Annotated in this window: 27 protein-coding genes; 20 read left to right on the top strand and 7 right to left on the bottom strand. The window is 71.9% G+C overall.

Annotated elements, in window-relative coordinates:
- Positions 1–41: 41 nt before the first annotated feature.
- The 17 genes from O7542_RS13250 (at position 42) to O7542_RS13170 (ending at position 15419) form a co-directional block, all read left to right on the top strand.
- A complete protein-coding gene (locus O7542_RS13250) occupies positions 42–902 on the top strand; it encodes a CoA-transferase (RefSeq protein WP_043324819.1) in 861 nt (286 codons plus the stop codon).
- A complete protein-coding gene (locus tag O7542_RS13245) occupies positions 899–1726 on the top strand; it encodes a CoA-transferase (protein ID WP_205797172.1) in 828 nt (275 codons plus the stop codon). Before O7542_RS13250 ends, O7542_RS13245 begins: the two co-directional genes overlap by 4 nt.
- Before the next feature lie 14 nt (positions 1727–1740).
- Complete coding sequence (locus tag O7542_RS13240) at positions 1741–2838, top strand: nitronate monooxygenase (RefSeq protein WP_348651589.1); 1098 nt, start codon at positions 1741–1743, stop codon at positions 2836–2838.
- A gap of 2 nt (positions 2839–2840) precedes the next feature.
- Positions 2841–3716, top strand: coding sequence for an SDR family NAD(P)-dependent oxidoreductase (locus O7542_RS13235; RefSeq protein WP_064446330.1), 876 nt, complete (start codon positions 2841–2843; stop codon positions 3714–3716).
- A complete protein-coding gene (locus O7542_RS13230) occupies positions 3709–4506 on the top strand; it encodes an SDR family oxidoreductase (RefSeq protein WP_069090083.1) in 798 nt (265 codons plus the stop codon). Before O7542_RS13235 ends, O7542_RS13230 begins: the two co-directional genes overlap by 8 nt.
- Before the next feature lie 60 nt (positions 4507–4566).
- A complete protein-coding gene (locus O7542_RS13225) occupies positions 4567–5028 on the top strand; it encodes a MaoC family dehydratase N-terminal domain-containing protein (protein ID WP_043324817.1) in 462 nt (153 codons plus the stop codon).
- The gene (locus O7542_RS13220; protein WP_043324816.1) at positions 5025–5534 is read left to right on the top strand and encodes a MaoC/PaaZ C-terminal domain-containing protein; all 510 of its coding nucleotides are present in this window, start codon (positions 5025–5027) and stop codon (positions 5532–5534) included. Before O7542_RS13225 ends, O7542_RS13220 begins: the two co-directional genes overlap by 4 nt.
- On the top strand, positions 5531–6319 hold the full coding sequence (locus O7542_RS13215) for an enoyl-CoA hydratase family protein (RefSeq protein WP_166456542.1): 789 nt from the start codon (positions 5531–5533) through the stop codon (positions 6317–6319). The genes O7542_RS13220 and O7542_RS13215 overlap by 4 nt, the downstream gene beginning before the upstream one ends.
- Before the next feature lie 12 nt (positions 6320–6331).
- Complete coding sequence (locus O7542_RS13210; RefSeq protein WP_104113746.1) at positions 6332–7306, top strand: NADPH:quinone oxidoreductase family protein; 975 nt, start codon at positions 6332–6334, stop codon at positions 7304–7306.
- Between the two features lie 29 nt (positions 7307–7335).
- Positions 7336–8586, top strand: a complete 1251-nt coding sequence (locus O7542_RS13205) for an acyl-CoA dehydrogenase family protein (RefSeq protein ID WP_166456598.1) — start codon at positions 7336–7338, stop codon at positions 8584–8586.
- Position 8587: 1 nt separating this feature from the next.
- Positions 8588–9727: an acyl-CoA dehydrogenase family protein gene (locus O7542_RS13200; RefSeq protein WP_166456541.1), complete on the top strand. Its 1140-nt coding sequence runs from the start codon at positions 8588–8590 to the stop codon at positions 9725–9727.
- 6 nt (positions 9728–9733) lie between these two features.
- The gene (locus O7542_RS13195) at positions 9734–10750 is read left to right on the top strand and encodes an acyl-CoA dehydrogenase (RefSeq protein WP_166456540.1); all 1017 of its coding nucleotides are present in this window, start codon (positions 9734–9736) and stop codon (positions 10748–10750) included.
- 47 nt (positions 10751–10797) lie between these two features.
- Positions 10798–11676, top strand: a complete 879-nt coding sequence (locus tag O7542_RS13190; RefSeq protein ID WP_166456539.1) for an enoyl-CoA hydratase — start codon at positions 10798–10800, stop codon at positions 11674–11676.
- 8 nt (positions 11677–11684) lie between these two features.
- Complete coding sequence (locus O7542_RS13185; protein WP_069090197.1) at positions 11685–12464, top strand: electron transfer flavoprotein subunit beta/FixA family protein; 780 nt, start codon at positions 11685–11687, stop codon at positions 12462–12464.
- A 12-nt stretch (positions 12465–12476) separates the two neighbouring features.
- Positions 12477–13436 carry an electron transfer flavoprotein subunit alpha/FixB family protein gene (locus O7542_RS13180; protein ID WP_166456537.1) on the top strand — a complete coding sequence of 320 codons (960 nt, stop codon included), beginning with the start codon at positions 12477–12479 and terminating at the stop codon, positions 13434–13436.
- Between the two features lie 57 nt (positions 13437–13493).
- Positions 13494–14528 carry an MBL fold metallo-hydrolase gene (locus tag O7542_RS13175; RefSeq protein WP_166456536.1) on the top strand — a complete coding sequence of 345 codons (1035 nt, stop codon included), beginning with the start codon at positions 13494–13496 and terminating at the stop codon, positions 14526–14528.
- A gap of 240 nt (positions 14529–14768) precedes the next feature.
- Positions 14769–15419, top strand: a complete 651-nt coding sequence (locus O7542_RS13170) for an NAD(P)H-binding protein (protein ID WP_281606315.1) — start codon at positions 14769–14771, stop codon at positions 15417–15419.
- A 77-nt stretch (positions 15420–15496) separates the two neighbouring features.
- Here the strand turns inward: O7542_RS13170 and O7542_RS13165 are convergent, their stop codons facing one another.
- Positions 15497–15811 (bottom strand): hypothetical protein, encoded by a 315-nt coding sequence (locus O7542_RS13165; protein ID WP_064446322.1) that lies wholly within the window; start codon positions 15809–15811, stop codon positions 15497–15499.
- 856 nt (positions 15812–16667) lie between these two features.
- Between O7542_RS13165 and O7542_RS13160 the strand changes: the two genes are divergently transcribed.
- From O7542_RS13160 to O7542_RS13150, 3 genes are all read left to right on the top strand, one after another.
- Positions 16668–17183: a hypothetical protein gene (locus tag O7542_RS13160; RefSeq protein ID WP_064446321.1), complete on the top strand. Its 516-nt coding sequence runs from the start codon at positions 16668–16670 to the stop codon at positions 17181–17183.
- Between the two features lie 77 nt (positions 17184–17260).
- Positions 17261–17725: a hypothetical protein gene (locus O7542_RS13155; protein ID WP_210884732.1), complete on the top strand. Its 465-nt coding sequence runs from the start codon at positions 17261–17263 to the stop codon at positions 17723–17725.
- Between the two features lie 74 nt (positions 17726–17799).
- Positions 17800–18216 (top strand): hypothetical protein, encoded by a 417-nt coding sequence (locus O7542_RS13150; protein WP_210884730.1) that lies wholly within the window; start codon positions 17800–17802, stop codon positions 18214–18216.
- A gap of 16 nt (positions 18217–18232) precedes the next feature.
- On the opposite strand, the gene O7542_RS13145 is transcribed toward O7542_RS13150, so the two are convergent.
- The 6 genes from O7542_RS13145 to O7542_RS13120 all read right to left on the bottom strand — a co-directional run bounded on the left by O7542_RS13145 (position 18233) and on the right by O7542_RS13120 (position 22363).
- Positions 18233–19135 (bottom strand): GlcNAc-transferase family protein, encoded by a 903-nt coding sequence (locus tag O7542_RS13145; RefSeq protein WP_064446318.1) that lies wholly within the window; start codon positions 19133–19135, stop codon positions 18233–18235.
- Positions 19132–20064, bottom strand: a complete 933-nt coding sequence (locus O7542_RS13140; protein ID WP_210884728.1) for a hypothetical protein — start codon at positions 20062–20064, stop codon at positions 19132–19134. Before O7542_RS13140 ends, O7542_RS13145 begins: the two co-directional genes overlap by 4 nt.
- Before the next feature lie 122 nt (positions 20065–20186).
- Positions 20187–21110 (bottom strand): hypothetical protein, encoded by a 924-nt coding sequence (locus O7542_RS13135; protein ID WP_281606314.1) that lies wholly within the window; start codon positions 21108–21110, stop codon positions 20187–20189.
- Positions 21107–21601: a type VII secretion system-associated protein gene (locus O7542_RS13130; protein WP_210884724.1), complete on the bottom strand. Its 495-nt coding sequence runs from the start codon at positions 21599–21601 to the stop codon at positions 21107–21109. Before O7542_RS13130 ends, O7542_RS13135 begins: the two co-directional genes overlap by 4 nt.
- Positions 21598–21975: a hypothetical protein gene (locus O7542_RS13125; protein WP_064446315.1), complete on the bottom strand. Its 378-nt coding sequence runs from the start codon at positions 21973–21975 to the stop codon at positions 21598–21600. The genes O7542_RS13130 and O7542_RS13125 overlap by 4 nt, the downstream gene beginning before the upstream one ends.
- Before the next feature lie 64 nt (positions 21976–22039).
- Positions 22040–22363 (bottom strand): YrhB family protein, encoded by a 324-nt coding sequence (locus tag O7542_RS13120; RefSeq protein ID WP_209961454.1) that lies wholly within the window; start codon positions 22361–22363, stop codon positions 22040–22042.
- Positions 22364–22422: the final 59 nt, after the last annotated feature.

Here is a 22422-nt window from a genome sequence, read left to right as displayed (position 1 = left end):
CGCTCGGGCAGTGCTCCGACAGACGCAACGATGAGGGACACATGGCCGACAAGACTCTGACCGCCCGCGACGTCGTGTCGCGGCTCGAATCCGGGATGACCATCGGCATCGGGGGCTGGGGCTCACGGCGCAAGCCCATGGCCCTCGTGCGCGAGATCCTGCGTTCCGACCTCAAGGACCTGACCGTGGTCAGCTACGGCGGGCCGGACGTCGGGCTGCTCTGCGCCGCCGGCAAGGTCAGGAAGGTCGTCTTCGGTTTCGTCTCCCTCGACAGCATCGCCCTCGACCCGCACTTCCGCGCCGCGCGGCAGAACGGCGCCGTCGAGATCGCCGAGTACGACGAGGGCATGCTCCAGTGGGGGCTGTACGCCGCCGGCATCCGCCTGCCCTTCCTGCCGACCCGCGCCGGGCTCGGGTCGGACGTCCTGAAGCACAACCCCGACCTCAAGCTCGTCCAGGACCCGTACGGCACCGAGCGGCTCGTGGCGATGCCGCCGCTGCGCCTCGACGCGGCCCTCGTGCACATGAACCGCGCCGACGCCCAGGGCAACGGCCAGTTCCTCGGGCCCGACCCGTACTTCGACGACCTCTACTGCCTCGCCGCCGACCAGGCCTTCATGTCCTGCGAGCGGATCGTGCCCACGGCTGAGCTGAGCGCCGCCGGGCACTCGGCGACCATCAAGATCAATCGCCAGCTCGTCGCCGGTGTCGTCGAGACCCCGAACGGCGCGCACTTCACCTCCTGCGCCCCCGACTACGAGCGCGACGAGGCCTTCCAGCGCGAGTACGTCAAGGCCGCCGGCGACCCGCAGGCCTGGGCCAAGTTCGAGCAGCGGTACCTGTCCGGTACCGAAGATGACTACCAGGCGGCCGTCGCCGCCCGAGCCGAGGAGGTCGCATGAGCAGCGCCGCCACCGAGTCCGTGGACCAGCCCACGGGCAGCGCCACCACCGCCGACGCGCCGGTGACCCGCGCCGAGTACTGCGCGGTCGCCGTGGCGGACACGTTCGCCGGCGACGGTGAGTCCATCGCCAGCGCCTTCGGCACGATCCCGGCCATCGGCGTCCGCCTCGCCCGGCTCACCGTCGCCCCCGACCTGCTGCTCACCGACGGCGAGGCCCACTTCGTCTCCGGCTCCTGGGAGATCGGCGCGGACCCGCACGCCACCGAGGGCGTCGTCATCGAGGGCTGGAGCCCGTTCCGCACCATCTTCGACCTCGTCTGGCACGGCAAGCGGCACGTCATGATGATCCCGGTCCAGATCGACGGACACGGCAACACCAACATCTCGGCCATCGGCGACTACACCCGGCCCAAGGTCCAACTGCTCGGCGTACGCGGCGCCCCCGGCAACAGCATCTACCACCCGACCAGCTACTGGGTGCCCAACCACTCCACGCGCAGCTTCGTCCGGACCGTCGACATGATCTCCGGCGTCGGCACCGACAGCGCCCGGGCCGCCGGCCCGGCCGCGATCGCGCACCACGAGCTGCGGCGCGTCGTCACCAACCTCGCGGTCCTCGACTTCGGTGGCCCCGACGGCACGATGCGGCTGCTCAGCCTGCACCCCGGCGTCACGCTCGACGAGTTCCACGCCGCCACCGGCTGTGCCGTGCACGTCGAGGGCGAGGTCCCGGCCACCCGCGAGCCGAGCGCCGAGGAGCTGCGCCTCATCCGCGAGGTCATCGACCCCCGCTCGCTGCGCGACCGCGAGATCCCGGCATGAGTCAGGGCCGCGGGATGCACCCGACGCTGCGTACCCGGGCGACCGACCTGTTCGGGGTGCGGTACCCGATCGTCCAGACCGGCATGGGCTACGTCTCCGACGTGCGCCTGACCACCGCGACGGCCAACGCCGGTGGACTGGGCATCCTCGCGGCCGGCCTGCTCTCCTACGACGAGCTCGTGGAGGCCGTCGAGCAGATCCAGGCCGGCACGGACGCGCCGTTCGGCGTCAACATCCGTGCCGACCAGCCGGACGTCGTCAAGCGCATCGACCTGCTCATCTCGGCCGGCGTCAAGGTCGCGTCCTTCGCGCTGGCCCCCAAGCAGGAACTCATCGCCAGGTGCAAGGACGCCGGCCTCGTCGTCGTACCGTCGATCGGCGCGCGCCGCCACGCCGAGAAGGTCGCCGCGTGGGGCGCCGACGCCGTCATCGTGCAGGGTGGTGAGGGCGGCGGCCACACCGGCGGGGTGCCCACCAGCCTGCTGCTGCCCCAGGTCGTCGACGCCGTCGACATCCCGGTCATCGGGGCCGGCGGCTTCTTCGACGGCCGCGGCCTCGTCGCCGCGCTCGCCTACGGCGCCGAGGGCGTCGCCATGGGCACCCGCTTCCTGCTCACCAGCGACTCGCCGGTCCAGCCGTCGGTGAAGGACGTCTACCTGTCCAAGACGGTCAACGACACCGTCCTGACCCTGCAGGTCGACGGCGTGCCGCAGCGCGTGCTGCGCGCCGGCACGATCGAGGAGCTGGAGCGCACCTCCGCCGCCGGCCGGCTGCTTCGGGCCGTACGCAACGCCTTCGCCTTCCAGAAGTTGTCCGGCACGCCGTGGGGCGACATGGTCCGCGAGGGCCTGGCCATGCGCAAGGCCCACGACCTGACGTGGAGCCAGGTCGTCATGGCGGCAAACGCTCCGATGCTCTACCGGTCGGCCCTGCTGGAGGGCAGGACCGACCTCGGCGTCATGGCCACCGGCCAGGTCGTCGGACTGATCGACGACGTCCCGAGCGTCGCCGAGCTCATCGACCGCATCATCGACGAGGCCACCCGGACCCTCGACCGGCTCGGCGTGTCCGCGCCGGTCGCGTCGACCCCGGCCGGGCACAAGGAGGAGTAGTCATGGGAGCACTGCAGGGACGCGTCGTCGTCGTCACCGGTGCCGGCCGCGGCCTCGGCCGTGAGCACGCCCTGCTCGCCGCCGCCGAAGGCGCCTCGGTCGTCGTCGCCGACACCGGCGCCGCCGCCGACGGCACCGGCAGCGACCCCTCTGTCGTCGAGGCCGTCGCCGCCGAGATCACGAACGCCGGCGGGCGGGCCGTGGCCAGCACCGCGGACGTCGCCACCACCGAGGGCGCCCGCGAGCTGCTCGCGCTCGCCCGCGACACCTACGGACGCGTCGACGGCCTCGTCAACAACGCCGGCATCCTGCGGGACCGGATGTTCGTCAACATGAGCGAGGACGACTGGGACGCGGTCATCCGTGGCCAGCTCCGCGCGACGTTCGCGCCGTGCCGGGTGTTCGCCGACCACTGGCGCACCGAGTCCAAGGCCGGCAACCAGCCGGTCGCCTCGATCGTCAACGTCTCGTCGACCTCGGGCATCATCGGCGCCGTCGGGCAGACGAACTACGGCGCGGGCAAGGCCGGCATCGCCGCCCTCACCGTCATCCTCGCCCAGGAGATCAGCCGCTACGGCGTACGCGTCAACGCGATCGTCCCGGTCGCGCGTACCCGGATGACCCAGGACCTGCCCGGCATCGGCGAGATGGTCGCCGCCCCGGCCGACCCCGCAGTGTTCGACGTCTACCACCCGGGCAACGTCTCCCCGCTCGTCGCCTGGCTGCTCACCGCCGACGTGCCGGTGACCGGCGAGGTGTACTACGCCAAGGGCGGCGAGATCCGCCGCTGCGCGCCGTGGAGCTACGACTGGACGATCGACAAGGGTGCCCGCTGGACCGTCGAGGAGATCGCGAAGGAGATGGCCGCCCGTGTCTGACACCGGTCACACCGACGTCGCCGACTGGGCCGGCCCGGCCCACGGGCTGCTCTCCGGGCGTTCGGTGCTCGTCACCGCCGCGGCCGGCACCGGCATCGGCTTCGCCACGGCGCGCCGCGCCGCGGAGGAAGGCGCGCGTGTCGCCGTCAGCGACCGTCACGAGCGCCGCCTCGCCGCGTCGGCCGACGAGATCGAGCGCCTCACCGGGACCCGGCCGCTCGCGGTGCCCTGCGACGTCACCGACCAGGCCCAGCTCGACCACCTCATGGACACCGTCGCCGCCGAGTTCGGCGGCATCGACGTGCTCGTCAACAACGCCGGCCTCGGCGGCACCGCGGCGGTGCAGGACATGACCGACGAACAGTGGGACTCCGTCCTGTCGGTGACCCTGACCTCGACGTTCAAGGCGACCCGGTCGGTGCTGCGGCACATGATCCCGGCCGGCAAGGGGGTCATCGTGAACAACGCCTCCGTCATCGGCTGGCGCGCCCAGAAGGGGCAGGCGCACTACGCCGCGGCCAAGGCCGGAGTCATGGCGCTGACCCGCTGCGCGGCCCTCGACGTCGCCGAGCACGGCATCCGGGTCAACGCGGTGTCCCCGAGCATCGCGATGCACGCCCATCTGGCCAAGGTGACCAGCGACGAGCTGCTCGCCCAGCTCTCGGCCCAGGAGGCGTTCGGCCGGGCCGCGACGCCGTGGGAGATCGCCAACGTGATCGTCTTCCTTGCCAGTGACTACTCGTCGTACATGACCGGCGAGGTCGTGTCCGTCTCGAGCCAGCACCCGTGACCACCCGCTGCGCGCCGGCGACCGTGCCGGCTCGCAGCGGACCAACGAAAGGAGCACGTCGTGGCCAACCCCGACGCGCAGGGCGTCACCGGCGCCCCCTTCCGGCTCGACGTCGAACGCGGCAAGATCCGCGAGTTCGCGCTGGCCACCGGAGCGGCTGACGCGGACTACCTGCGGGAGGAGAACCCGGTCGTACAGCCGACGTTCCTCACGACGACGTTCTTCTGGCAGGGCGAGGACTCCAACCCGTGGTCCGCGGTTGAGCTCGACCAGCAGCGCGGCCTGCACGCCGAGCAGCAGTACACCTTCTTCGGCGAGCCGCCCCGCGCCGGCACCCGGCTCACCTGCCAGTCGCGCATCGGCGAGATCTACACCAAGGTGGGGCGTCGCGGCGGGGAGATGACGTTCGCCGTGATGTACACCGACTTCCACGACGAGACCGGGCGTCTCGTCGCCCGCGCCAAGCTCACCGGTGTCGAGACGGCCCGCCCGCCGGTCACCGGGGACGGAGCGTCCGCATGAGCGACACGACGGCCACCGCCGGGCCCCGTACGACAGAGGTCGCCCTGCCCGTCCCGGCGACCCCTCCGGCGCGCACGTACGGCCCGGTGACCCGCACCGACTTCGTCCGCTACCAGGGTGCCTCGGGCGACATGAACCCGATCCACCACGACGAGGTCTTCGCCAAGGCGGCCGGGTTCCCGAGCCCTTTCTCGGTGGGCATGTGGCAGGCCAGCCTGCTCGGCACCTACGCCACCGACTGGCTCGGCGGCCCCAACGTGCGCGACTTCCGCATCCGGTTCCTGGCCCAGGTGTGGCCCGGCGACGTCCTCACCCTCGACGGCGTTCCGCTGCGCACCTACGTGCTCGAAAGCGAGGACGGCCGTGAGGGCCGCGTCGACGTCGAGCTGACCTGCCGGCGGCAGAGCGGCGACAAGGCCGTCACCGCGTGGGCGACATTCGTGCTGCCCCTCGACGTCGCCGTCGAGGCCGGCGAGCGGCCCGAGACCACCGAGGAGCAGGGATGAACCCCACGAGCCACCCGTCGGTGACGACGACCGTGCACGCCGACGGGATCGCCGAGATCGTCGTGGACAACCCGCCGGTCAACGCGCTGCCGGTGGCCGGCTGGTTCGCGCTCGCCGCCGCCCTCGACGCCGTCGGCGCCGACGAGTCGGTGCGGGTCGTGCTGCTGCGCGCCGAGGGCCGCGGCTTCAACGCCGGCGTCGACATCAAGGAGATGCAGCACACCGACGGCTTCACCGCGCTGCTCGGCGCCAACCGCGGCTGCTACGCCGCGTTCAAGGCCGTCTACGAGTGCCCCGTCCCGGTCGTCACCGCCGTCCACGGCTTCTGCCTCGGTGGCGGCATCGGCCTGGTCGGCAACTCCGACGTCATCGTCGCCTCCGACGACGCCACCTTCGGCCTGCCCGAGGTGGACCGCGGCGCCCTCGGCGCGGCCACCCACCTGTCCCGGATGGTGCCCCAGCACCGGATGCGCGCCATGGTCTACACCTCGGCCACCGCCACCGCCCAGGAGCTGCACGCGTACGGCTCGGTGCACAGCGTCGTACCCCGGGAGCGGTTGCGCGCGACGGCGCTCGCCGTCGCGACCAGCATCGCCGAGAAGGACCCCACGGTGATCCGCGCCGCCAAGGCCTCGCTCAACGGCATCGACCTGTGGGACGTCAACCGCAGCTACCGCTTCGAGCAGGGCTTCACCTTCGAGCTCAACCTCACCGGGGTCGCCGACCGGATCCGCGACGAGTTCGCCGGCACCGACAAGGCGGCGCGCCCGGGCAGCGAGGGCTGAGCCGTGCGGTCGATGGTGGTGCGCGAGCTCGGCGGTCCCGAGGTGCTCACGGTCACCGACGGGCCGCAGCCGCAGCCCGGACCGGGGCAGGTGCTCGTCGACGTCGCCGGCGCGGGGGTGAACTTCCCCGACGGCCTCATCGTCGCCGGCACCTACCAGACCAAGCCGGAGCTGCCGTTCGTGCCCGGCTGCGAGGTCGCCGGCACGGTCGCGGCGCTCGGCGACGGGGTGACCGGCCCACCCGTCGGCACCCGCGTCGTCGGCTTCTGCGGCATCGGCGGCTACGCCACCCAGGTGCTCGTCGACGCGCGCATGGTCCACCCGTTGCCCGACGGCGTCGACCTCGTCGAGGCGAGCACGATCCCCGTGGTCTACGGCACGTCCTACCACGGCCTCGTCGACCGGGCCCGCCTCGCCGCCGGCGAGACGCTGCTCGTGCTCGGCGCCTCCGGCGGCGTCGGCCTCACCGCCGTGCAGATCGGCAAGGCCCTCGGCGCGACAGTGATCGCGGCCGCGTCGAGCGAGGACAAGCGTGAGCTGTGCCTGACGCACGGCGCCGACCACGCCATCGGCTACGACGACCTGACCGCGACGGTGCGCGCGCTGACCGGCGACGCCGGCGCCGACGTCGTCTACGACCCCGTCGGTGGCGACGCCGCCACCGCGGCGCTGCGCGCCCTCGCGTGGGCCGGGAGGTTCCTCACCGTCGGCTACGCGGCGGGCACGATCCCGCAGGTCAAGCTGAACCGGCTGCTGCTCACCGAGGGCGCGGTGCTGGGGGTCCTCTGGGGCGCCTGGGCAAGGCGCGACCCGGCGGCGAACGCCGCCAACATGACGACGGTGCTGGAGTGGATCGCCGCCGGCCGGCTGAGGCCGCACGTCAGCGAGGTCTTCCCGCTGGAGGAGGCCGCCCGCGCGCTCGGCACGGTGCTGAACCGTGGCGCTCGCGGCAAGATCGCCCTCCGCACGAGCACAGGCAAGGAGTGACGGTGGCTGACGCGACCGACCTGACCCGGATGGACCTCGGCCCCGGCCCGCGCGCGAGCGAACTGCTCGCGACGTTGCGCACGTTCATGACCGAGCACGTCTACCCCGCCGAGAAGGTGTACGCCGCCCAGCTCGCCGCCGCGGCCGGCGAGAACGGCGGGGTGTCCCACGTCCTGCCGCCGGTTGTCGAGGAGCTGAAGGCGACGGCGCGCACGCTGGGGCTGTGGAACCTCTTCCTGCCCGACCTGTCCGGCCTCACCAACGTCGAGTACGCCTACCTGGCCGAGGAGACCGGACGCTCGCCCTACCTCGCCCCCGAGGCGATCAACTGTGCCGCGCCGGACACCGGCAACATGGAGCTGCTGCACATGTTCGGCACGCCCGAGCAGAAGCAGCGGTGGCTCGCCCCGTTGCTCGACGGCACGATGCGCTCCGGCTTCTCGATGACCGAGCCGGACGTGGCCTCCTCCGACGCGCGCAACATCGCCACCTCGATCGTGCGTGACGGCGACGAGTACGTCATCAACGGACGCAAGTGGTGGACGACCGGCGCCGCGGACCCGCGCTGCGCCGTCCTCGTGCTGATGGGCAAGACGGACCCGGAGGCGGCCGTCTACCGGCAGCAGTCCATGATCCTCGTACCGGTCGACACCCCCGGGGTGACGATTCTGCGGTCGCTGCCGATCTTCGGTTACCACGACCAGCACGGCCACTGTGAGATCCGGTTCGACGACGTGCGGGTGCCGGTGACGAACCTGCTCGGCGCCGAGGGCGAGGGTTTCGCCATCGCCCAGGCCCGCCTCGGCCCGGGCCGCATCCACCACGCGATGCGCTGCGTCGGCATGGCCGAGCGGGGCCTCGAGCTGATGGTGCGCCGGACGACGGCCCGCGAGGCGTTCGGCGGCCCGATCTCCGACCAGGGCGTGGTGCGGAACTGGATCGCCGAGTCCCGCATGGAGATCGAGCAGGCGCGCCTGCTCGTGCTCAAGGCGGCGTGGCTCATCGACCAGGTCGGGATCCAGGGCGCCGCGACCGAGATCGCCGCGATCAAGGTCGTCGCGCCCCGGGTCGCCCGCAACGTGCTGGACCGTTCGATCCAGGCGCACGGCGGCGGCGGGGTCACCGACGACTTCCCGATCGCCCGGATGTGGGCGAGCGCCCGCATCCTCGGCATCGCCGACGGCCCGGACGAGGTGCACCTGCGCACGGTGGCGCGTACGCAACTACGCCGCTACCGCGACACGCCGGCGACGGTTTCCGCCGGGACGGGACGGGACTGAGATGGATCTGACCTGGTCGGCACAGGACGAGCAGTTCCGTGCGGAGGCCCGCGACTGGCTCACCGCGAACGTACCGCGGCAGCCGCTGCCCTCCGGGGACACCGCGGCGGGCTTCGCCGCCCACCTGGAGTGGGAGCGGGCACTGCACGCGGACCGGTGGTCGGTCGTGTCGTGGCCGCAGGAGTACGGCGGCCGCGAGGCCTCGATCTGGCAGTGGCTCATCTTCGAGGAGGAGTACTACCGGGCCGGCGCGCCGCAGCGGGTGACGCAGAACGGCATCTTCCTGCTGGCCCCGACGATCTTCGAGTTCGGCACCAAGCAGCAGCAGGACGAGCTGCTGCCGCGGATGGCGGCGGCGCAGGACCTGTGGGCCCAGGGCTGGTCCGAGCCGGGCGCGGGCAGCGACCTGGCCGGGATCACGTCCCGGGCGGTACGCGATGAGCAGGCCGGCGGGTGGCGCCTGAGCGGGCAGAAGACCTGGTCGACCCGGGGCGCGTTCTGCACCCACCTGTTCGGGCTGTTCCGTACCGACCCGCAGGCGCAGCGGCACCGCGGACTGACGTACTTCCTCGTGCCGCTGGACACCCCGGGCGTGACGGTGCGCGGGTTCGACCGGCTCGACGGTGACGAGGGCTTCGCTGACGTGTTCTTCGAGGACGCGTTCGTACCGGACTCGGCGGTCCTCGGCGGCGTCGACCAGGGCTGGTCGGTCGCGATGTCGACGACCGGCTCGGAGCGGGGACTGACGCTGCGCTCACCGGGGCGTTTCCTCAAGGCGGCAGCCGCGCTCGTGGCGCTCGCGGGCGAGCGGGGCGAGGCGGCGACCGACCTGCTCCGCGACCGGGTGGCGCGCTCGTGGATGCAGGCGCACGCCTACCAGCAGTTCACGCTGGCTCAGGTCACCGACATCGTCGAGGGTCGTCCGTCCGGCGCACGTTCGAGCCTCAACAAGGTCTTCTGGTCCGAGCTGGACATCGCGTTGCACGAGACGGCGCTGGAACTGCTCGGCCCGGACGCGCTCGTGGACGGCCCGTGGACCCGCGGCTACCAGTTCTCGCTGTCGGGCCCGATCTACGCGGGCACCAACGAGATCCAGCGCAACATCATCGCCGAGCGCCTGCTCGGCCTGCCGAGGAGGTGATCAGGCGTGCGTTTCGCTCCGAGTGACGAGCAGCGGGAGCTGGAGGCGGTCGTCCGTCAGGTGCTCACCGACCGGTGCCCGCCGCAGACGGTACGCGCCGGAGCCGGATCGGCGCAGGTGGCCGCACTGGCCGAGAGCCTGGCCGGTCTCGGCGTTGCGGGGCTGCTGGTGGCCGAGGACGACGGAGGGCTGGGCGTGGACGAGAACCACCTCGTGTCGGTCTTCGCGCAGATCGGGTACGCCGCCGCGCCGCTGCCGCTCACGGCGACCCTCGCGGTCGCCCCGGCGGTGCTCGCCGCGGGCGCTCCGGACCTGCTGGCGAAGCTCGTCGACGGGAGCCTCACGGTCGGCGTCGACCCTGCGGAGACCGGGCATGTCGCGTTCGGTTCCGGTGTCGACCTGGTGCTGCGTGGCGGCTTCGGTGGGACGGGGCGCATCGAGATTCTCGACGTGTCCGACGCGGCGGTCTCGACGTCGCCGTCGGTGGACGTCGCGCTGGACCTGACCGGGTACGCAGGCGCGCGGCTCGTGGCGGCGGTGGACGACCCGCAGGTGGTGCGGCTGGCCTGGGAGCGCGGAGTGCTGGCGACCTCGGCCGAGCTCATCGGGCTGTCCCGGCGGATGCTCGACCTCACTGTCGAGCACGTCCGCACCAGGGAGCAGTTCGGGGTGCCGATCGGCAGCTTCCAGGCGGTCAAGCACCACCTCGCCACGGCGCTGCTGCACCTGGAGTTCGCCGTACCGGTGGTGGCGACGGCCGGGTTCGAACTGGCCGCGGGCGCCCCGGGCCGGCTGCGTTCCCTGGCGACGGCCAAGGCGCTGGCGTCCGAGGCGGCGCACGTCGTGGGCCGGGCCGCCCTGCAGTGCCACGGCGCGATCGGTTACACGACCGAGTACGACCTGCACCTGTTCCTCAAGCGGTCGTGGGCTCTGGAGTCGTCGTGGGGCAGCGCCGCCTGGCACCGGTCGGCTCTGCTGGACGACCTCGGTGTCGGCCTGACCGGCGTGCGCCCCGCGTCCTGACCGCCGGCCCCGCGCGACGTACACCGACCCGTGAGAAGGAGATCCAGATGAGCGAGACCAGCGGCGTGGACCCGCAGGCGGCGGCGGAGGTCGTCCGGTACGAGACGCGGGGGCCGGTGGCCGTCGTGACGATGAACCGGCCGGAGTACCGCAACGCGCAGAACTCGGCGATGACCTACGCGCTCGACGACGCGTTCTACCGCGCGGCCGCGGACGACGAGGTGAAGGTCATCGTCCTGGCGGGCGCGGGGAAGCACTTCTCGGCCGGCCACGACATCGGTACGCCGGGCCGGGACATCGACTCGTCGTTCGACAGGCGGGCCGGACTGTGGTGGGACCATGTGGGCAAGGCCGGGGCCGACAGCCGGTTCGCCCGGGAGTCCGAGGTGTACCTCGGGATGTGCCGCCGCTGGCGTGAGCTGCCCAAGCCGATGATCGCGATGGTGCAGGGAGCGTGCATCGCCGGGGGCCTCATGCTCGCCTGGTCGTGCGACCTGATCGTCGCCTCGGACGACGCGTTCTTCGCCGATCCGGTCGTCCGCATGGGGATCCCCGGCGTCGAGTACTTCGCCCATCCGTGGGTGATGGGTCCGCGCTTCGCCAAGGAGTTCCTCTTCACCGGCGACCGGATGCCGGCGGCGCGCGCCGCCGAGCTGGGCATGGTCAACCGGGTGGTCGCCAGAGACGAGCTCGAGGCGGAGGTCATGGGGCTCGCCGCACGGATCGCGCAGATGCCGCGTCTGGGTCTCGCGCTGACGAAGAAGGCGGTCAACCAGGCCGAGGACCTCATGGGCCTGCGGGACGGAATGGATTCGGTGTTCGGGCTGCACCACGTGGCCCACGCGCACAATGCCGAGGTGGGCAGTGACTCCCTCGGTGGCCAGGACGCCCGGAGCATGCGTGACGCCGCGAGACAGGAAAGGTGATCGAAGCGATGAATATCGTCGTACTCGTCAAGCAGGTGCCTGATTCGGGCGCGGACCGCAGCCTGCGTTCTGACGACAACACCGTCGACCGCGGTTCGGCGAACAACGTGATCAATGAGATGGACGAGTACGCCATCGAAGAGGCGTTGAAGATCAAGGAAGCGCATGGTGGTGAGGTCACCATCCTGACGATGGGTCCGGACCGGGCGACCGAGTCGATCCGTAAGGCGTTGTCGATGGGCCCGGACAAGGCCGTGCATGTGGTGGATGACGCGCTGCACGGTTCCTGCGCGGTGGCGACCTCGAAGGTCCTCGCCGCGGCGCTCGGGCAGTTGGGCGCCGATCTGGTCCTGTGCGGTGCGGAGTCGACCGACGGGCGGGTGCAGGTGATGCCGCACATGATCGCCGAGCGGCTGGGTGTGGCCGCGCTGACCGGCGCGCGGAAGCTGACCGTGGACGGGTCGGCCCTGACGGTGGAGCGGCAGACCGAGGAGGGTTACGAGGTGGTGACCGCCTCGACCCCGGCTGTGGTGTCGGTGTGGGACACGATCAACGAGCCGCGGTACCCGTCGTTCAAGGGCATCATGGCGGCGAAGAAGAAGCCGGTGCAGACGCTCTCCCTGGCCGATGTGGGTGTGGCCGCGGCGGAGGTGGGCTTCGACGGCGCCACCAGCGCGGTGGTGGAGCACTCGAAGCGGCCGCCGCGTTCCGGCGGCGAGAAGATCACCGACGAGGGCGACGGCGGCGTGAAGCTGGTCGAGTTCCTCGCCTCCGAGAAGTTCGTGTGAGAGGTCACTGACATGTCTGAGGTTCTCGTCGTCGTCGAAGCCACCCGGGAGTTCGGCGTCAAGAAGGTCACGTGCGAGATGCTCACCCTCGCCCGCGAGCTGGGCACCCCGAGCGCCGTCGTGCTCGGTGGCGCCGGCGCGGCGCAGGCGTTGAGCGGCAAGCTGGGTGAGTACGGGGCGGAGAAGATCTACGCGGCCGAGGGTGAGGAGATCGACGGCTACCTGGTGGCCCCGAAGGCGACTGTGGTCGCCGACCTCGTCGCGCGGGTGCAGCCGGCGGCGGTGCTGCTCGCTTCGTCGCAGGAGGGCAAGGAGATCGCCGCGCGGCTGGCGGTGAAGCTGGACAACGGCATCCTGACCGACGTGGTCGGCCTGGCCGCCGACGGCACCGCCACCCAGGTCGCGTTCGCCGGCTCCACGATCGTCAAGGCGAAGGTCACCAAGGGTCTGCCGCTGGTCACCGTCCGGCCGAACTCGCTGAACCCGGTCCCGGCCGCGGCCAGCCCGGCGGTGGAGCAGCTGACCGTGTCGGTCACCGACGCGGACAAGCTCGCCAAGGTCGTGGAGCGGGTCGCCGAGCAGAAGGGCTCCCGCCCCGAACTGACCGAAGCCTCCGTAGTCGTGTCCGGCGGGCGGGGTGTCGGTAACGCGGACAACTTCAAGCTGGTCGAGGAGATCGCCGACCTGCTCGGCGGCGCGGTCGGCGCGTCCCGCGCGGCAGTCGACTCCGGCTACTACCCGCACCAGTTCCAGGTGGGCCAGACCGGCAAGACCGTGTCTCCGCAGTTGTATGTCGCGCTGGGTATCTCCGGGGCGATCCAGCACCGGGCCGGCATGCAGACCTCGAAGACCATCGTCGCGGTGAACAAGGACGCCGAAGCGCCGATCTTCGAACTCGCCGACTACGGCGTGGTCGGCGACCTGTTCAAGGTCGTCCCCCAGGCCGCCGAGGAGATCCGCAAGCGCAAGTGACACAGTCGTGTCGGTCATGCTCTGGATGGAGGACGGCGAATGGTGGGGGCAGCAGCGATGCGGGTCGAGCCCGATGACGTGACGTCGGACTGGACGCGTCCGGGCGTGTTCGAGGTGGCCGCCGGGGTGTACCGCATTCCGCTGCCGCTACCGCAGGACGGTCTGCGATCGGTGAACGTGTACGCCCTGGCCGGTGACGACGGCCTCGTGCTGGTCGACTCGGGCTGGGCCATCACGGCGGCCCGACAGACACTGGATGCGGCCCTGGCTGCACTGGGCGCGGGCCTTGCGGACGTGCGCCGGTTCCTCGTGACGCACGTGCACCGCGACCACTACGCGATGGCGGTGGCCGTACGGCGCGAGTTCGGCACCACGGTGAGCCTCGGCGAGGGCGAGGAACCCTCTATCCGCGAGCTGTCGACTCCGGGCCACCGGCCGATGTCCGAACACTGGCAGGCGCTGACGCGATGCGGTGCGGGCGAGATCGTCGAAGCGCTGCGCGCGCGGGCCGAGTCGGCGCGGCATGATCCGACGGACTGGGCGGCACCGGACGACTGGCTGGCCGGGGGGACCGACGTCGTCCTACCGACCAGGACCCTGCGGGTGGTGGCGACCCCTGGACACACCCGTGGGCACGTCGTCTTCCTCGATCGCGACGCGGAGCTGATGTTCACCGGCGACCACGTCCTTCCGCACATCACACCGTCCATCGGCTTCGAGGCGGCGGCCGCGGCGCTGCCACTCGGGGACTACCTGGATTCGTTGCGGTTGGTCCGGTCTCTGCCCGACCAGCGGATGCTGCCTGCGCACGGCCCGGTCGGCCCGAGTGTCCACGCGCGCGTCGACGAACTCCTGCACCATCATGCGAAGCGACTCGACCAGGCGTGCGGGGTCGTGCGTGACGCGACGACGGCTTACGAGGCGGCGGGTCAACTGACCTGGACCAGGCGGGAGCGTGCCTTCGCCGACCTGGACCTGTTCAACCAGATGCTCGCCGTCACCGAGACGGCCGCCCACCTCGACCTGCTGGTGGCGCAGGGGCGGCTGAAGGCTGCCGACGTCGACGGAGTGCGCCGCTACGCCCCGGCGTGACCGCCCGGGATCTTCCAGTCGAAGCCGGACGATCTCCGTCGAGCTGTTCTCGGCGAATTTCCTGCGTCCGCGCAGGGTTTCCGTCCTACTGGTGGCAGCGCCAATCAGCCAGTGCCGACCAGGGAGGGGCTCGATCATGAAGGTCGTCGTCATCGGTGGCAGTGGGCTCATCGGCTCCAAGCTCGTGAAGATCCTCGATGCCAGGGCCACGAAGCGGTGGCGGCGTCGCCGAAGGCCGGCGTGAACACGCTGACCGGCGAAGGAGTGGCGGAGGCGCTGACCGGCGCCGGCGCCGTCGTCGACGTGTCGAACTCGCCGTCGCTGGAGGGCAGCGCCGCGTTGGAGTTCTTCGAGACGTCCACGCGCAACCTTCTCGCCGCCGCCGCGGACGCCGGGGTGGGTCACTACGTGGCGCTGTCCGTCGTGGGTTCCGAACGGCTTCCGGACAGCGGATACATGCGGGCGAAGGTCGCCCAGGAGCAGCTCATCGCGGCGTCCGGGCTCCCGTACTCGCTCGTGCACGCCACCCAGTTCTTCGAGTTCCTCCAGGGCATCGTCGACGCCGCCACGGACGGCGCTACCGTGCACCTCGCGCCGGTGCTCATCCAGCCGATGGCAGCGGACGACGTCGCCGCCGCAGTGGCCGAGGTCGTGGTCGGCGCGCCGACGTACGCCGTGGTCGAGGTCGGCGGCCCGGAGCAGTTCCGCCTCGACGAACTGGGACGATCCGTCCTCGACGCTCAGCGGGATACTCGTTCGGTGGTGGGTGATCCCGGCGCCCGCTATTTCGGTGCCGCGGTGGCCGAACGCTCGCTGGTTCCCGCCGACGGCGCCCGCATCGCCGGTACGCGCCTGGACGAGTGGCGAACACGGACGAGTAACGGTCAGTGAACCGGCGCGCTACGTGGGACTGAGGGTGCGTTCACGTGGGCGCGGAGGGCCGGTGCGCCAACAGAAGTGGGACCGGCTCAGCGCGGTGAGTTCCAGTGCCGGAACAGCTTCTGCACCTCCGCGTGCCAGCGGACCGCGCCGTCGATCCAGCCGGAGCCTGGCTGACCAGTGGTGGCATTGACGACCAGCGCAGGTAGGGAAGGCTCTCCGGCGGCGGTGCACTCCTCGGCCACCCGGGCCAGAACGTGGCGCATCTGGTTGCGGAGATCCACGCCGGCCATGCCGATCGCCTGGCCCAGTTCGCCGTAGGTCAGCAGCGACCGTCGCATCGCGGCGATGATCAGTGCGGCACGTGCCATCCGGACCCACTGTTCCCGTTGCTCGCTCGGCATGCCCGCCAGCGTGGCACCCGCATATATCGTGATCGACCCTTCGAACGGGTCGCCGTGGGCGGCCGTACGGGCAGATCGGCGTCGCCCGTGACCTGCCGAGGACATCGCCGCTCCGCTTCTGCGCCGTAGTCCGGCCCAGATGCCGATACCCGATGCCGCTGTCGTGCGACAGACCGAGGAGGCACTCGCATCGGCAGAGCGAGCCGGAGGCTCGCCAAGCATCACGTGAGACGCATCCCTTTGGACGTGGCGTTTTCGATTCGTTGCCGCTGGCGACCGCTTCCTGGACGTCGTTCGTTCCAGGTGCTGGCGGCTATTCTGAGCGCAAGGCGTTCCGGTAGCTGCGGGACCCTACGCTCGGGTGTCACTTCGCAGCCGTGAACGTTCAGCCAGTTCGTAGTTCCACTGTTCGGTGGAACGTAAGGGACCGCGGCGGTGTCGACAATCGTTTGTACGCCCTCCCATTGGAGCTGCCGTGCAGCAGACGCCCGATCCGCCGGATCCGTTCGTTAATCCGCTTGGAACCGACGCGGCGACGCCTTCAGGGCGACCCCCGGCGCAGTATGCGGCCAGGGCTCCCGGGAAGGGCATGAGGGTAGGGATCGTCCTGTCGGTGGCAGTTGTCGGTGGTCTCTTCCTTTGCTGCATCGGCGGAGGTGCTCTCTCCGCTGTCGGCCTTCTCCTCGGCGGGGCGTCACCTTCGCAACCTGCCCCAGCCTCCCCTACCATCGAGCGAACGCCAGCACCGAGTACGCGCACGCCCGAGCCGGTTCGCACCACCGCTCTGCCTACCCCGTCGGCCACGCCGCCTTCCACGCCACCGGTAGGGGCGAGTCGCCCAGCGAGTACAAGGCAAGTGCTGCCTGCCTACGACATCTTCGAGCGCCGAGACGTCAGTTCCGGCTCCGGCGCTCGCCGTCTAGCCCTGCGGGTGGAACTGCACGTCTACCCCGTCAGCGTTCAGCAGGTCATCGACGTCGCGACACGTATCGTGGAGAACCACAGAGGGCAGGGATGGCAGGCGCTGTCGATCGTGATCACATACGACCGACGTGAGGTGTCGCCCAGTTACGCGGCGTTCGAATGGGCGCCTGAGGGGCGTTGGGCGGACGCCGCCAAAGGGGACGCCGCCTCTTGGCAGGGCTACCAGCTCCACCAGGCCATCGTCCGCGACAAGCTGAGCCAGCCGGACAAGTGTCGAGTCCCGTCCGCGCAGGCATACGGGCTCAGCGGGGAGTTCAACCAAGCAACACAGGACAATGTCGAGGTCAGCGAGGGAGCGGTGCTGGCGGATATCGCCAAACGACATCGCATCTCGACCACTCGCGCTGAGGAGTTGGTCTTGACCGTCGAGGACTGGACGATGTGCTGACTCGTCCAGGTCATCCTGATCACCAGTAGGCGGAGTCGACCGGCGCATCAAAGCGCCTGGATGTACGGTCCTTCGTCATGAGCTATGACCTGATCTTCGTACCCCGAGGCGACGACCAGTCCTGGGAGGACGCCCTGGAGGCGGCGGCGGAGGCCGACAGCGACGAGCGTCCGCGCGCCGAGGCGTGGAACCGGATCGTGGCGGCGGCGCGGCAGGTGCTCGGTGAGGTCTCCGTGTTCGAGGGGGCCGACAACTACGAGCTGACGCACGAGCCGACCGGCGTCCAGGTCAGCTACTACGCGGACGAGGTCAGTGTCACCGTGCCGTACTGGTACCGGGGCGGTGACGCCCGGGCCGTCGTCGCGGCGGTGCACCAGCTCGGCGCGGTCGTCGAGGCGGTCACCGGTCTGTCCGGCTACGACCCTCAGGTGGAGCTGCCGTTGGCCGAGGCCGCCGCGCGGCCGGAGCTGGCCGTCGCGGCCTTCGACGAGGTCGCCGAGTCCTTCGCGAGGCGCGGGATCTCCAGTCCTAGCAACGGCTGAACGCCTGCCTGCACGCCGGCAGGTCGCAGTGGCGGGGCGCTGTCGGATCGGCTGCGGCGTGCGACGCTCGTGGCGTGCGTACCGTCTTCGTCTTCCCGGCCATGGCGCAGGCCGCCGTCGTCGCCCTGCTCGACCGGCTGTCGCCGGATCAGAGACATCCGTGGCTGGTGGACGGATGCCTGTACCCGGATCTGACCGGCGAGGACGAGCACCTGTACGCGGACTGGGAGCCGGCGGCGGTGCGGGCCCTGAGCCGCGCCCGCGGTGACCGGCCCAGGTGGGCGGTGCAGGTCGACGTCTCAGGCCGGGTCGACGGGACGGTGGAGGTCCGTCGCCTGACGTTGACGCTGCTCGGTCGGGGCGGCGGCGCGATGGACGACTACTCCGACCATGTCTGGACGGCGGAGCAGATCGCCGCTGACGCGACTGTGGACGGGCTGCGCTTCTTCGACTTCAGAGGCCACTACGAGCGGAACCGGCTCGCCCGGTAGCCGGCCGACAGGAATGTCAGAAGAGCAGCACGAGTTCCTGGGCCAGCATGTCGGTCCAGGTGCGCCGGGTGAAGTTGCAGCCGGTGTGTTCCACGAACTGCCGCAGCGTGCGTACCGGGCCGATGCCGAGCCGGTCGACCGGCGGCGTGTGCAGCATGTAGAGCACCCGCCGGCGGCTCAGCTCCTCGTAGCGGGCCCAGTCGGACTCGACGTGGTCGCTCCAGTGCCGCGGCTTGTCCTGGCGGATGTAGTAGTGCCACGCCAGCACCTCGGTGGGATGGAACAGGTCGTAGCCCCATGTGTAGGCGCGCAACGCCAGGGTGATCTCCTCACCGTGGAAGTAGATGCCCGGGTCGTACGGCACCTCGACGGCGAACGAGCCGGGCGCGAAGAGGAAACCGGCGGCCAGGAACAGCGCCGGTTTGGGTGGTACGCCGGGCGCCGCCCCCTCGATGGGACGCTGACCGAAGACCGGTATGCCGAACGCCGTCCAGTCGGTGACCACGATCTCGGCCGGCACGCCGTCGCCGGTGAACTCCCGCTCGGGCTCGTAACTCGCCGGGTACGCGGTCAGGACCGGCTTCGCCGCGCCGGTCTCCCGCGCCATCCGGATCAGCCGTGTGTCCCAGTCCGGCGCGAACCGGGTGTGGCTGTCGACCTGCAACAGCCAGTCCTCACCGCGGTACCGCTGGAACGTCTGGTCGCGTGCCCAGCAGGCGCCCCGGCTGTCGCGGGCGTCGTACTCCTGGACGTCCACGCCGGGCAGGTCCCGGATGGCGGAGATGTCCTCGTCGCCGAGGTGCTGCCAGCAGACCGCGACGCGGACGTCCTGTGGGCGCGCCGCCTTCGCCAGGCAGTCCAGCACCGTCGGCACCAGTTCCCGGTCCCGGTACGACGCGATCGCCACGAAGATCGTCATGCGTCCGGCGCCGCCGGCACGAGGGCGTACGACTGGAACAGCAGGGCCAGCGCGCGGTGCTCGTCGGCGGGATCGGTGACCGGCAGCAGATCCCCGCGCGAGCGGATGTGGGCCAGCAGGTCCGGTTCCGGCGCCAGCCCGTACGCCTGCAGGTAGTAGGCGACCGACTCGGGCCACAGCCAGCGGCCGTCCGTGCGGTAGGTCATCGGCACGACCCGGCCGCGTTCGGGCCGGACCACGTCCGGTCCCCGCGCGGTGGTGGCCAGCACCGGGGTGCCCGCGTCGAGGTACGCGGCCACCCGGGCCAGTTCCGGGCCCGACAGCCGCTCCCGGTCGGGCGCGAAGCGGGCCCCGTCGTCGTCCACCTCGTCGTGGACCCGGGCGATCCGCAGTGGCTCGGCGTCCCGGTCGGCCCAGAGCAGCGCGCCGGATGCGCGGGCCGCCGCGGCGTACGGCGGAAGCTTGTCACCGGAGCGGTACACCTCGACCAGCGGCGCGGTGAGCCCGGCCCCGGCGAGCGCCCGCATCACGTTCGCCGCCGTCACCGCCTGCGGCCCGTTCGCCTCCAGCACGTACACCGGCGCGGGCGGGATCACCGAGGCCGCCCACTCCGGGGCGATCCGCCACGCGCGCCACAGCGCCACGGCGTCGGGCTGCCGCCGGACCGCCGCGACGGCGACCCGGTCGGTGTCGTCCATCAGGCCCTCGCGGCCGGTGAGGTCCGCCAGCGGCGGCACCCGCCCACCGAAGACACGCGGATCGGGTACGGCCGAAGCGAACGTGAACGCCAGATCGAGGGCCACGGGCGGCTCGGGCAGGGCCACCGTGCCGGTGTCGGCGAGCCGCAGCCGCGCCTCGGCCAGCATCGCGTCGGGGACCTGCCCGCCGAGGCGCAGCAGCGCGATGTGCAGCTGCTCCTGCTCCGTCATTCCCGGCCTCCTCGCGTCCTCGTCGGCGGCGCTCGGCGCATTCGACCACGCCGGGTGCCGTGGGCGCCGGTCCGGCCGGACGGTCGTGCCCTAAGGACACCCCGACCGAAGCCGTTCGTGCATCAGCGCGGCCAGCCGGCGCGTACCAGAGCGGCGAGCGCCCGGTGCACGGCGACCGCGTCGGCCGGCGGCCCCGGCTCGGCCCGGCGCAGCCGCAGGTGCCGGCGCAGGCCCTCGTCGGCCAGCGCGCCCTCGTCGAGCACCCGGTCGGCCAGGTCGGCCGGCCAGATCCACGCGCCGTCGGTGCGCAGGCGCTCGGTCAGCGCGGGGGCGGACCGCAGGTAGGTGACGAACGGCGCGATCTCGTCGTCGTCCAGTGGGAGCCGCCCGTCTCCGTCGGCGGCCACCCGGACCTCGCCGGGTGGCCGCGGGGCCCAGATCAGCGCCGACCGGGACCGGGCCGCCCACTGGTACGCGGGCAGCGGCAGGCCGGGCCGGTAGACCTCGACCGGCACGGCGTGACCGGCGGCGCCGAGCGCCCGCTGTCCCCGGTCGGCGACGTCGGGCAGCTCGTCGTCGGGCAGTGTCGCCTCGACCAGGTAGACGCGCACGGCGCTCGCCGTGTCGCCCGGCCCGGCGGTGATCCGCCAGCAGCGCCACACCCCGGCGGTGTGCGCCGGGTCCAGCACGTCGAGCAGGGCCCGGTCGAGGTCGTCCACGTTTCCGCCCGCGGTCTCGTCCACGACGAGCGGCGCGGCGGTCGCGTACAGCGGCAGGTCGGCCGGCGGGAACGGGACGAACGGGGTGCGCGGCTCGGTGTCCACGTCCTCGTCGGCCGCCGGGTCCGGCGGCAACGGCGTCTCCGGTGGCAGCAGCGCGGCCAGCGCCGCGATCTCCGCCGCGGACTGCGGGAACGCGCCGAGCAGCCGGGCCGCGCAGGCGCCCCGGTCGCCGTCGGCGAGCAGCGCGCGCAGTGCGACGAGGTCGTCGTCCGGGAGGCGGCCCGCGGCGCGCAGCAGGAGCAGGTGCAGCGTCCCGGCGCTCACGGCGCCGCCTCGCGCAGGAAGGCGGCGGACAGGCGGGCCGGCGCCGGGCCGCCCGGGTTGACCAGCGCGTCGTACGCGCCGGCCGCGGTGGCCAGTTCCGTCAGGTCGAGCAGCCGCCAGCCGGGCGCCGGCACCCGCTCCCGGTGTGCCGCGCTCGTGGTGACCACCACGCAGCTCCCGTCCTCGGGATCGGGCACGACGAGTGGCCGCCCGTCGCCGTTCGTCGCCAGGTGGAACGTGGCGTCCCGCAGGACCGTGAGCAGGTCCGCCGGCTCGGCCTCGCCCGCCGCGGTCAGGCGCAGCAGGGCGTCGGCCGGGTCGGTGGGGGAGTCCGGGAAGCGGGGACGGTACTCCGGGTTGCTCCGGAACCGGCCGACCTCGCCGTCCGGGCCGACCGGCCACATCCCGACGACCGCCTCGAACGGCGGCTCGTCGTCCTCGCCGTCGGTCCACTCCGGATCGAGCAGCAGAAGGAACTCGGCGTCGCTCACCCGGCGGCCTCCTCGTCGGCGGGCAGCAGGGCGTGCCAGACGATCGCGGCGGCCAGCCGTACCGGCTCGGGACCGTCCGGGTCGACGAGCAGGTCGATGCCGTCGGGCAGCAGTTCGGCGAGCTCGGCCAGCTCGACCGGGCGCCACAGCGGGGCGAACGTGTCCGCGCGCGTGGCCGCCGAGGTGGCCACCACCACGCAGGGCATGTCGTCGAAGGAGCGCACGACCAGCGGCCGGCCGTCGCCGTTCATCGCGAGGTCGAGCCGGGCGTCGCGCAGCGCCGACCCGATCCGCTCCACCGGTTCGTCGCCGCGCATCATCCGGTGCAGCAGATCGGCCAGCGGTGGTCCGGGCGGGGAAGGCCGGTCCGTCATGGTTCCTCCAGGTGGCGGGCGGTCCGCCGCGACAGTCCTGCCGGTCGCGGCGGACCGTCCGGGCTCAGGCGAACGGGTCCGGCGCGGCCGGAACCGGCACCGGGGGCAGCCCCTCCCGTTCGGCGTACTCGTTGAGCCAGCGCTCCAGCGGCGGGCCGGACGGGGCCACCCAGGGCTCGGCGCCGTTCTTCGGCACCACGAGCGGGCCCACCGCGAGCGTGTCCATGATGCTGCCGGTCTCGGTGGCCCGGACCGTGTTGAACGGGTACACCCAGCACCAGGCGTACTCGGCCGGGGCGTCCGGGGCGAGCAGCGTCAGCGGCTGCGCCGGGTTCTCCAGCCGGCGCAGCGCGTCCTGCGCCCGGGTGCGGGCGTCGTCGGCGTCCATCAGATTGTCCTTGTCTGTCGATGGTGGTCGGGCAGGGTGCCCGCCCCGGCCGCGGTGAC

It is taken from the genome of Micromonospora sp. WMMC264 (genome assembly GCF_027497275.1).
In the GTDB taxonomy this organism is placed as follows: domain Bacteria; phylum Actinomycetota; class Actinomycetes; order Mycobacteriales; family Micromonosporaceae; genus Micromonospora; species Micromonospora chalcea.
This window is presented reverse-complemented; position numbering and strand designations above follow the sequence as displayed.

Bases quoted from the DNA above. Each gene is read 5' to 3' on its own strand.
- O7542_RS13250 (WP_043324819.1), top strand. From the start codon at position 42: ATGGCCGACAAGACTCTGACCGCCCGCGACGTCGTGTCGCGGCTCGAA.
- O7542_RS13245 (WP_205797172.1), top strand. From the start codon at position 899: ATGAGCAGCGCCGCCACCGAGTCCGTGGACCAGCCCACGGGCAGCGCC.
- O7542_RS13240 (WP_348651589.1), top strand. From the start codon at position 1,741: ATGCACCCGACGCTGCGTACCCGGGCGACCGACCTGTTCGGGGTGCGG.
- O7542_RS13235 (WP_064446330.1), top strand. From the start codon at position 2,841: ATGGGAGCACTGCAGGGACGCGTCGTCGTCGTCACCGGTGCCGGCCGC.
- O7542_RS13220 (WP_043324816.1), top strand. From the start codon at position 5,025: ATGAGCGACACGACGGCCACCGCCGGGCCCCGTACGACAGAGGTCGCC.
- O7542_RS13215 (WP_166456542.1), top strand. From the start codon at position 5,531: ATGAACCCCACGAGCCACCCGTCGGTGACGACGACCGTGCACGCCGAC.
- O7542_RS13210 (WP_104113746.1), top strand. From the start codon at position 6,332: ATGGTGGTGCGCGAGCTCGGCGGTCCCGAGGTGCTCACGGTCACCGAC.
- O7542_RS13205 (WP_166456598.1), top strand. From the start codon at position 7,336: ATGGACCTCGGCCCCGGCCCGCGCGCGAGCGAACTGCTCGCGACGTTG.
- O7542_RS13200 (WP_166456541.1), top strand. From the start codon at position 8,588: ATGGATCTGACCTGGTCGGCACAGGACGAGCAGTTCCGTGCGGAGGCC.
- O7542_RS13190 (WP_166456539.1), top strand. From the start codon at position 10,798: ATGAGCGAGACCAGCGGCGTGGACCCGCAGGCGGCGGCGGAGGTCGTC.
- O7542_RS13185 (WP_069090197.1), top strand. From the start codon at position 11,685: ATGAATATCGTCGTACTCGTCAAGCAGGTGCCTGATTCGGGCGCGGAC.
- O7542_RS13180 (WP_166456537.1), top strand. From the start codon at position 12,477: ATGTCTGAGGTTCTCGTCGTCGTCGAAGCCACCCGGGAGTTCGGCGTC.
- O7542_RS13175 (WP_166456536.1), top strand. From the start codon at position 13,494: ATGCGGGTCGAGCCCGATGACGTGACGTCGGACTGGACGCGTCCGGGC.
- O7542_RS13165 (WP_064446322.1), bottom strand. From the start codon at position 15,811: ATGCCGAGCGAGCAACGGGAACAGTGGGTCCGGATGGCACGTGCCGCA.
- O7542_RS13155 (WP_210884732.1), top strand. From the start codon at position 17,261: ATGAGCTATGACCTGATCTTCGTACCCCGAGGCGACGACCAGTCCTGG.
- O7542_RS13145 (WP_064446318.1), bottom strand. From the start codon at position 19,135: ATGACGATCTTCGTGGCGATCGCGTCGTACCGGGACCGGGAACTGGTG.
- O7542_RS13140 (WP_210884728.1), bottom strand. From the start codon at position 20,064: ATGACGGAGCAGGAGCAGCTGCACATCGCGCTGCTGCGCCTCGGCGGG.
- O7542_RS13125 (WP_064446315.1), bottom strand. From the start codon at position 21,975: ATGACGGACCGGCCTTCCCCGCCCGGACCACCGCTGGCCGATCTGCTG.
- O7542_RS13120 (WP_209961454.1), bottom strand. From the start codon at position 22,363: ATGGACGCCGACGACGCCCGCACCCGGGCGCAGGACGCGCTGCGCCGG.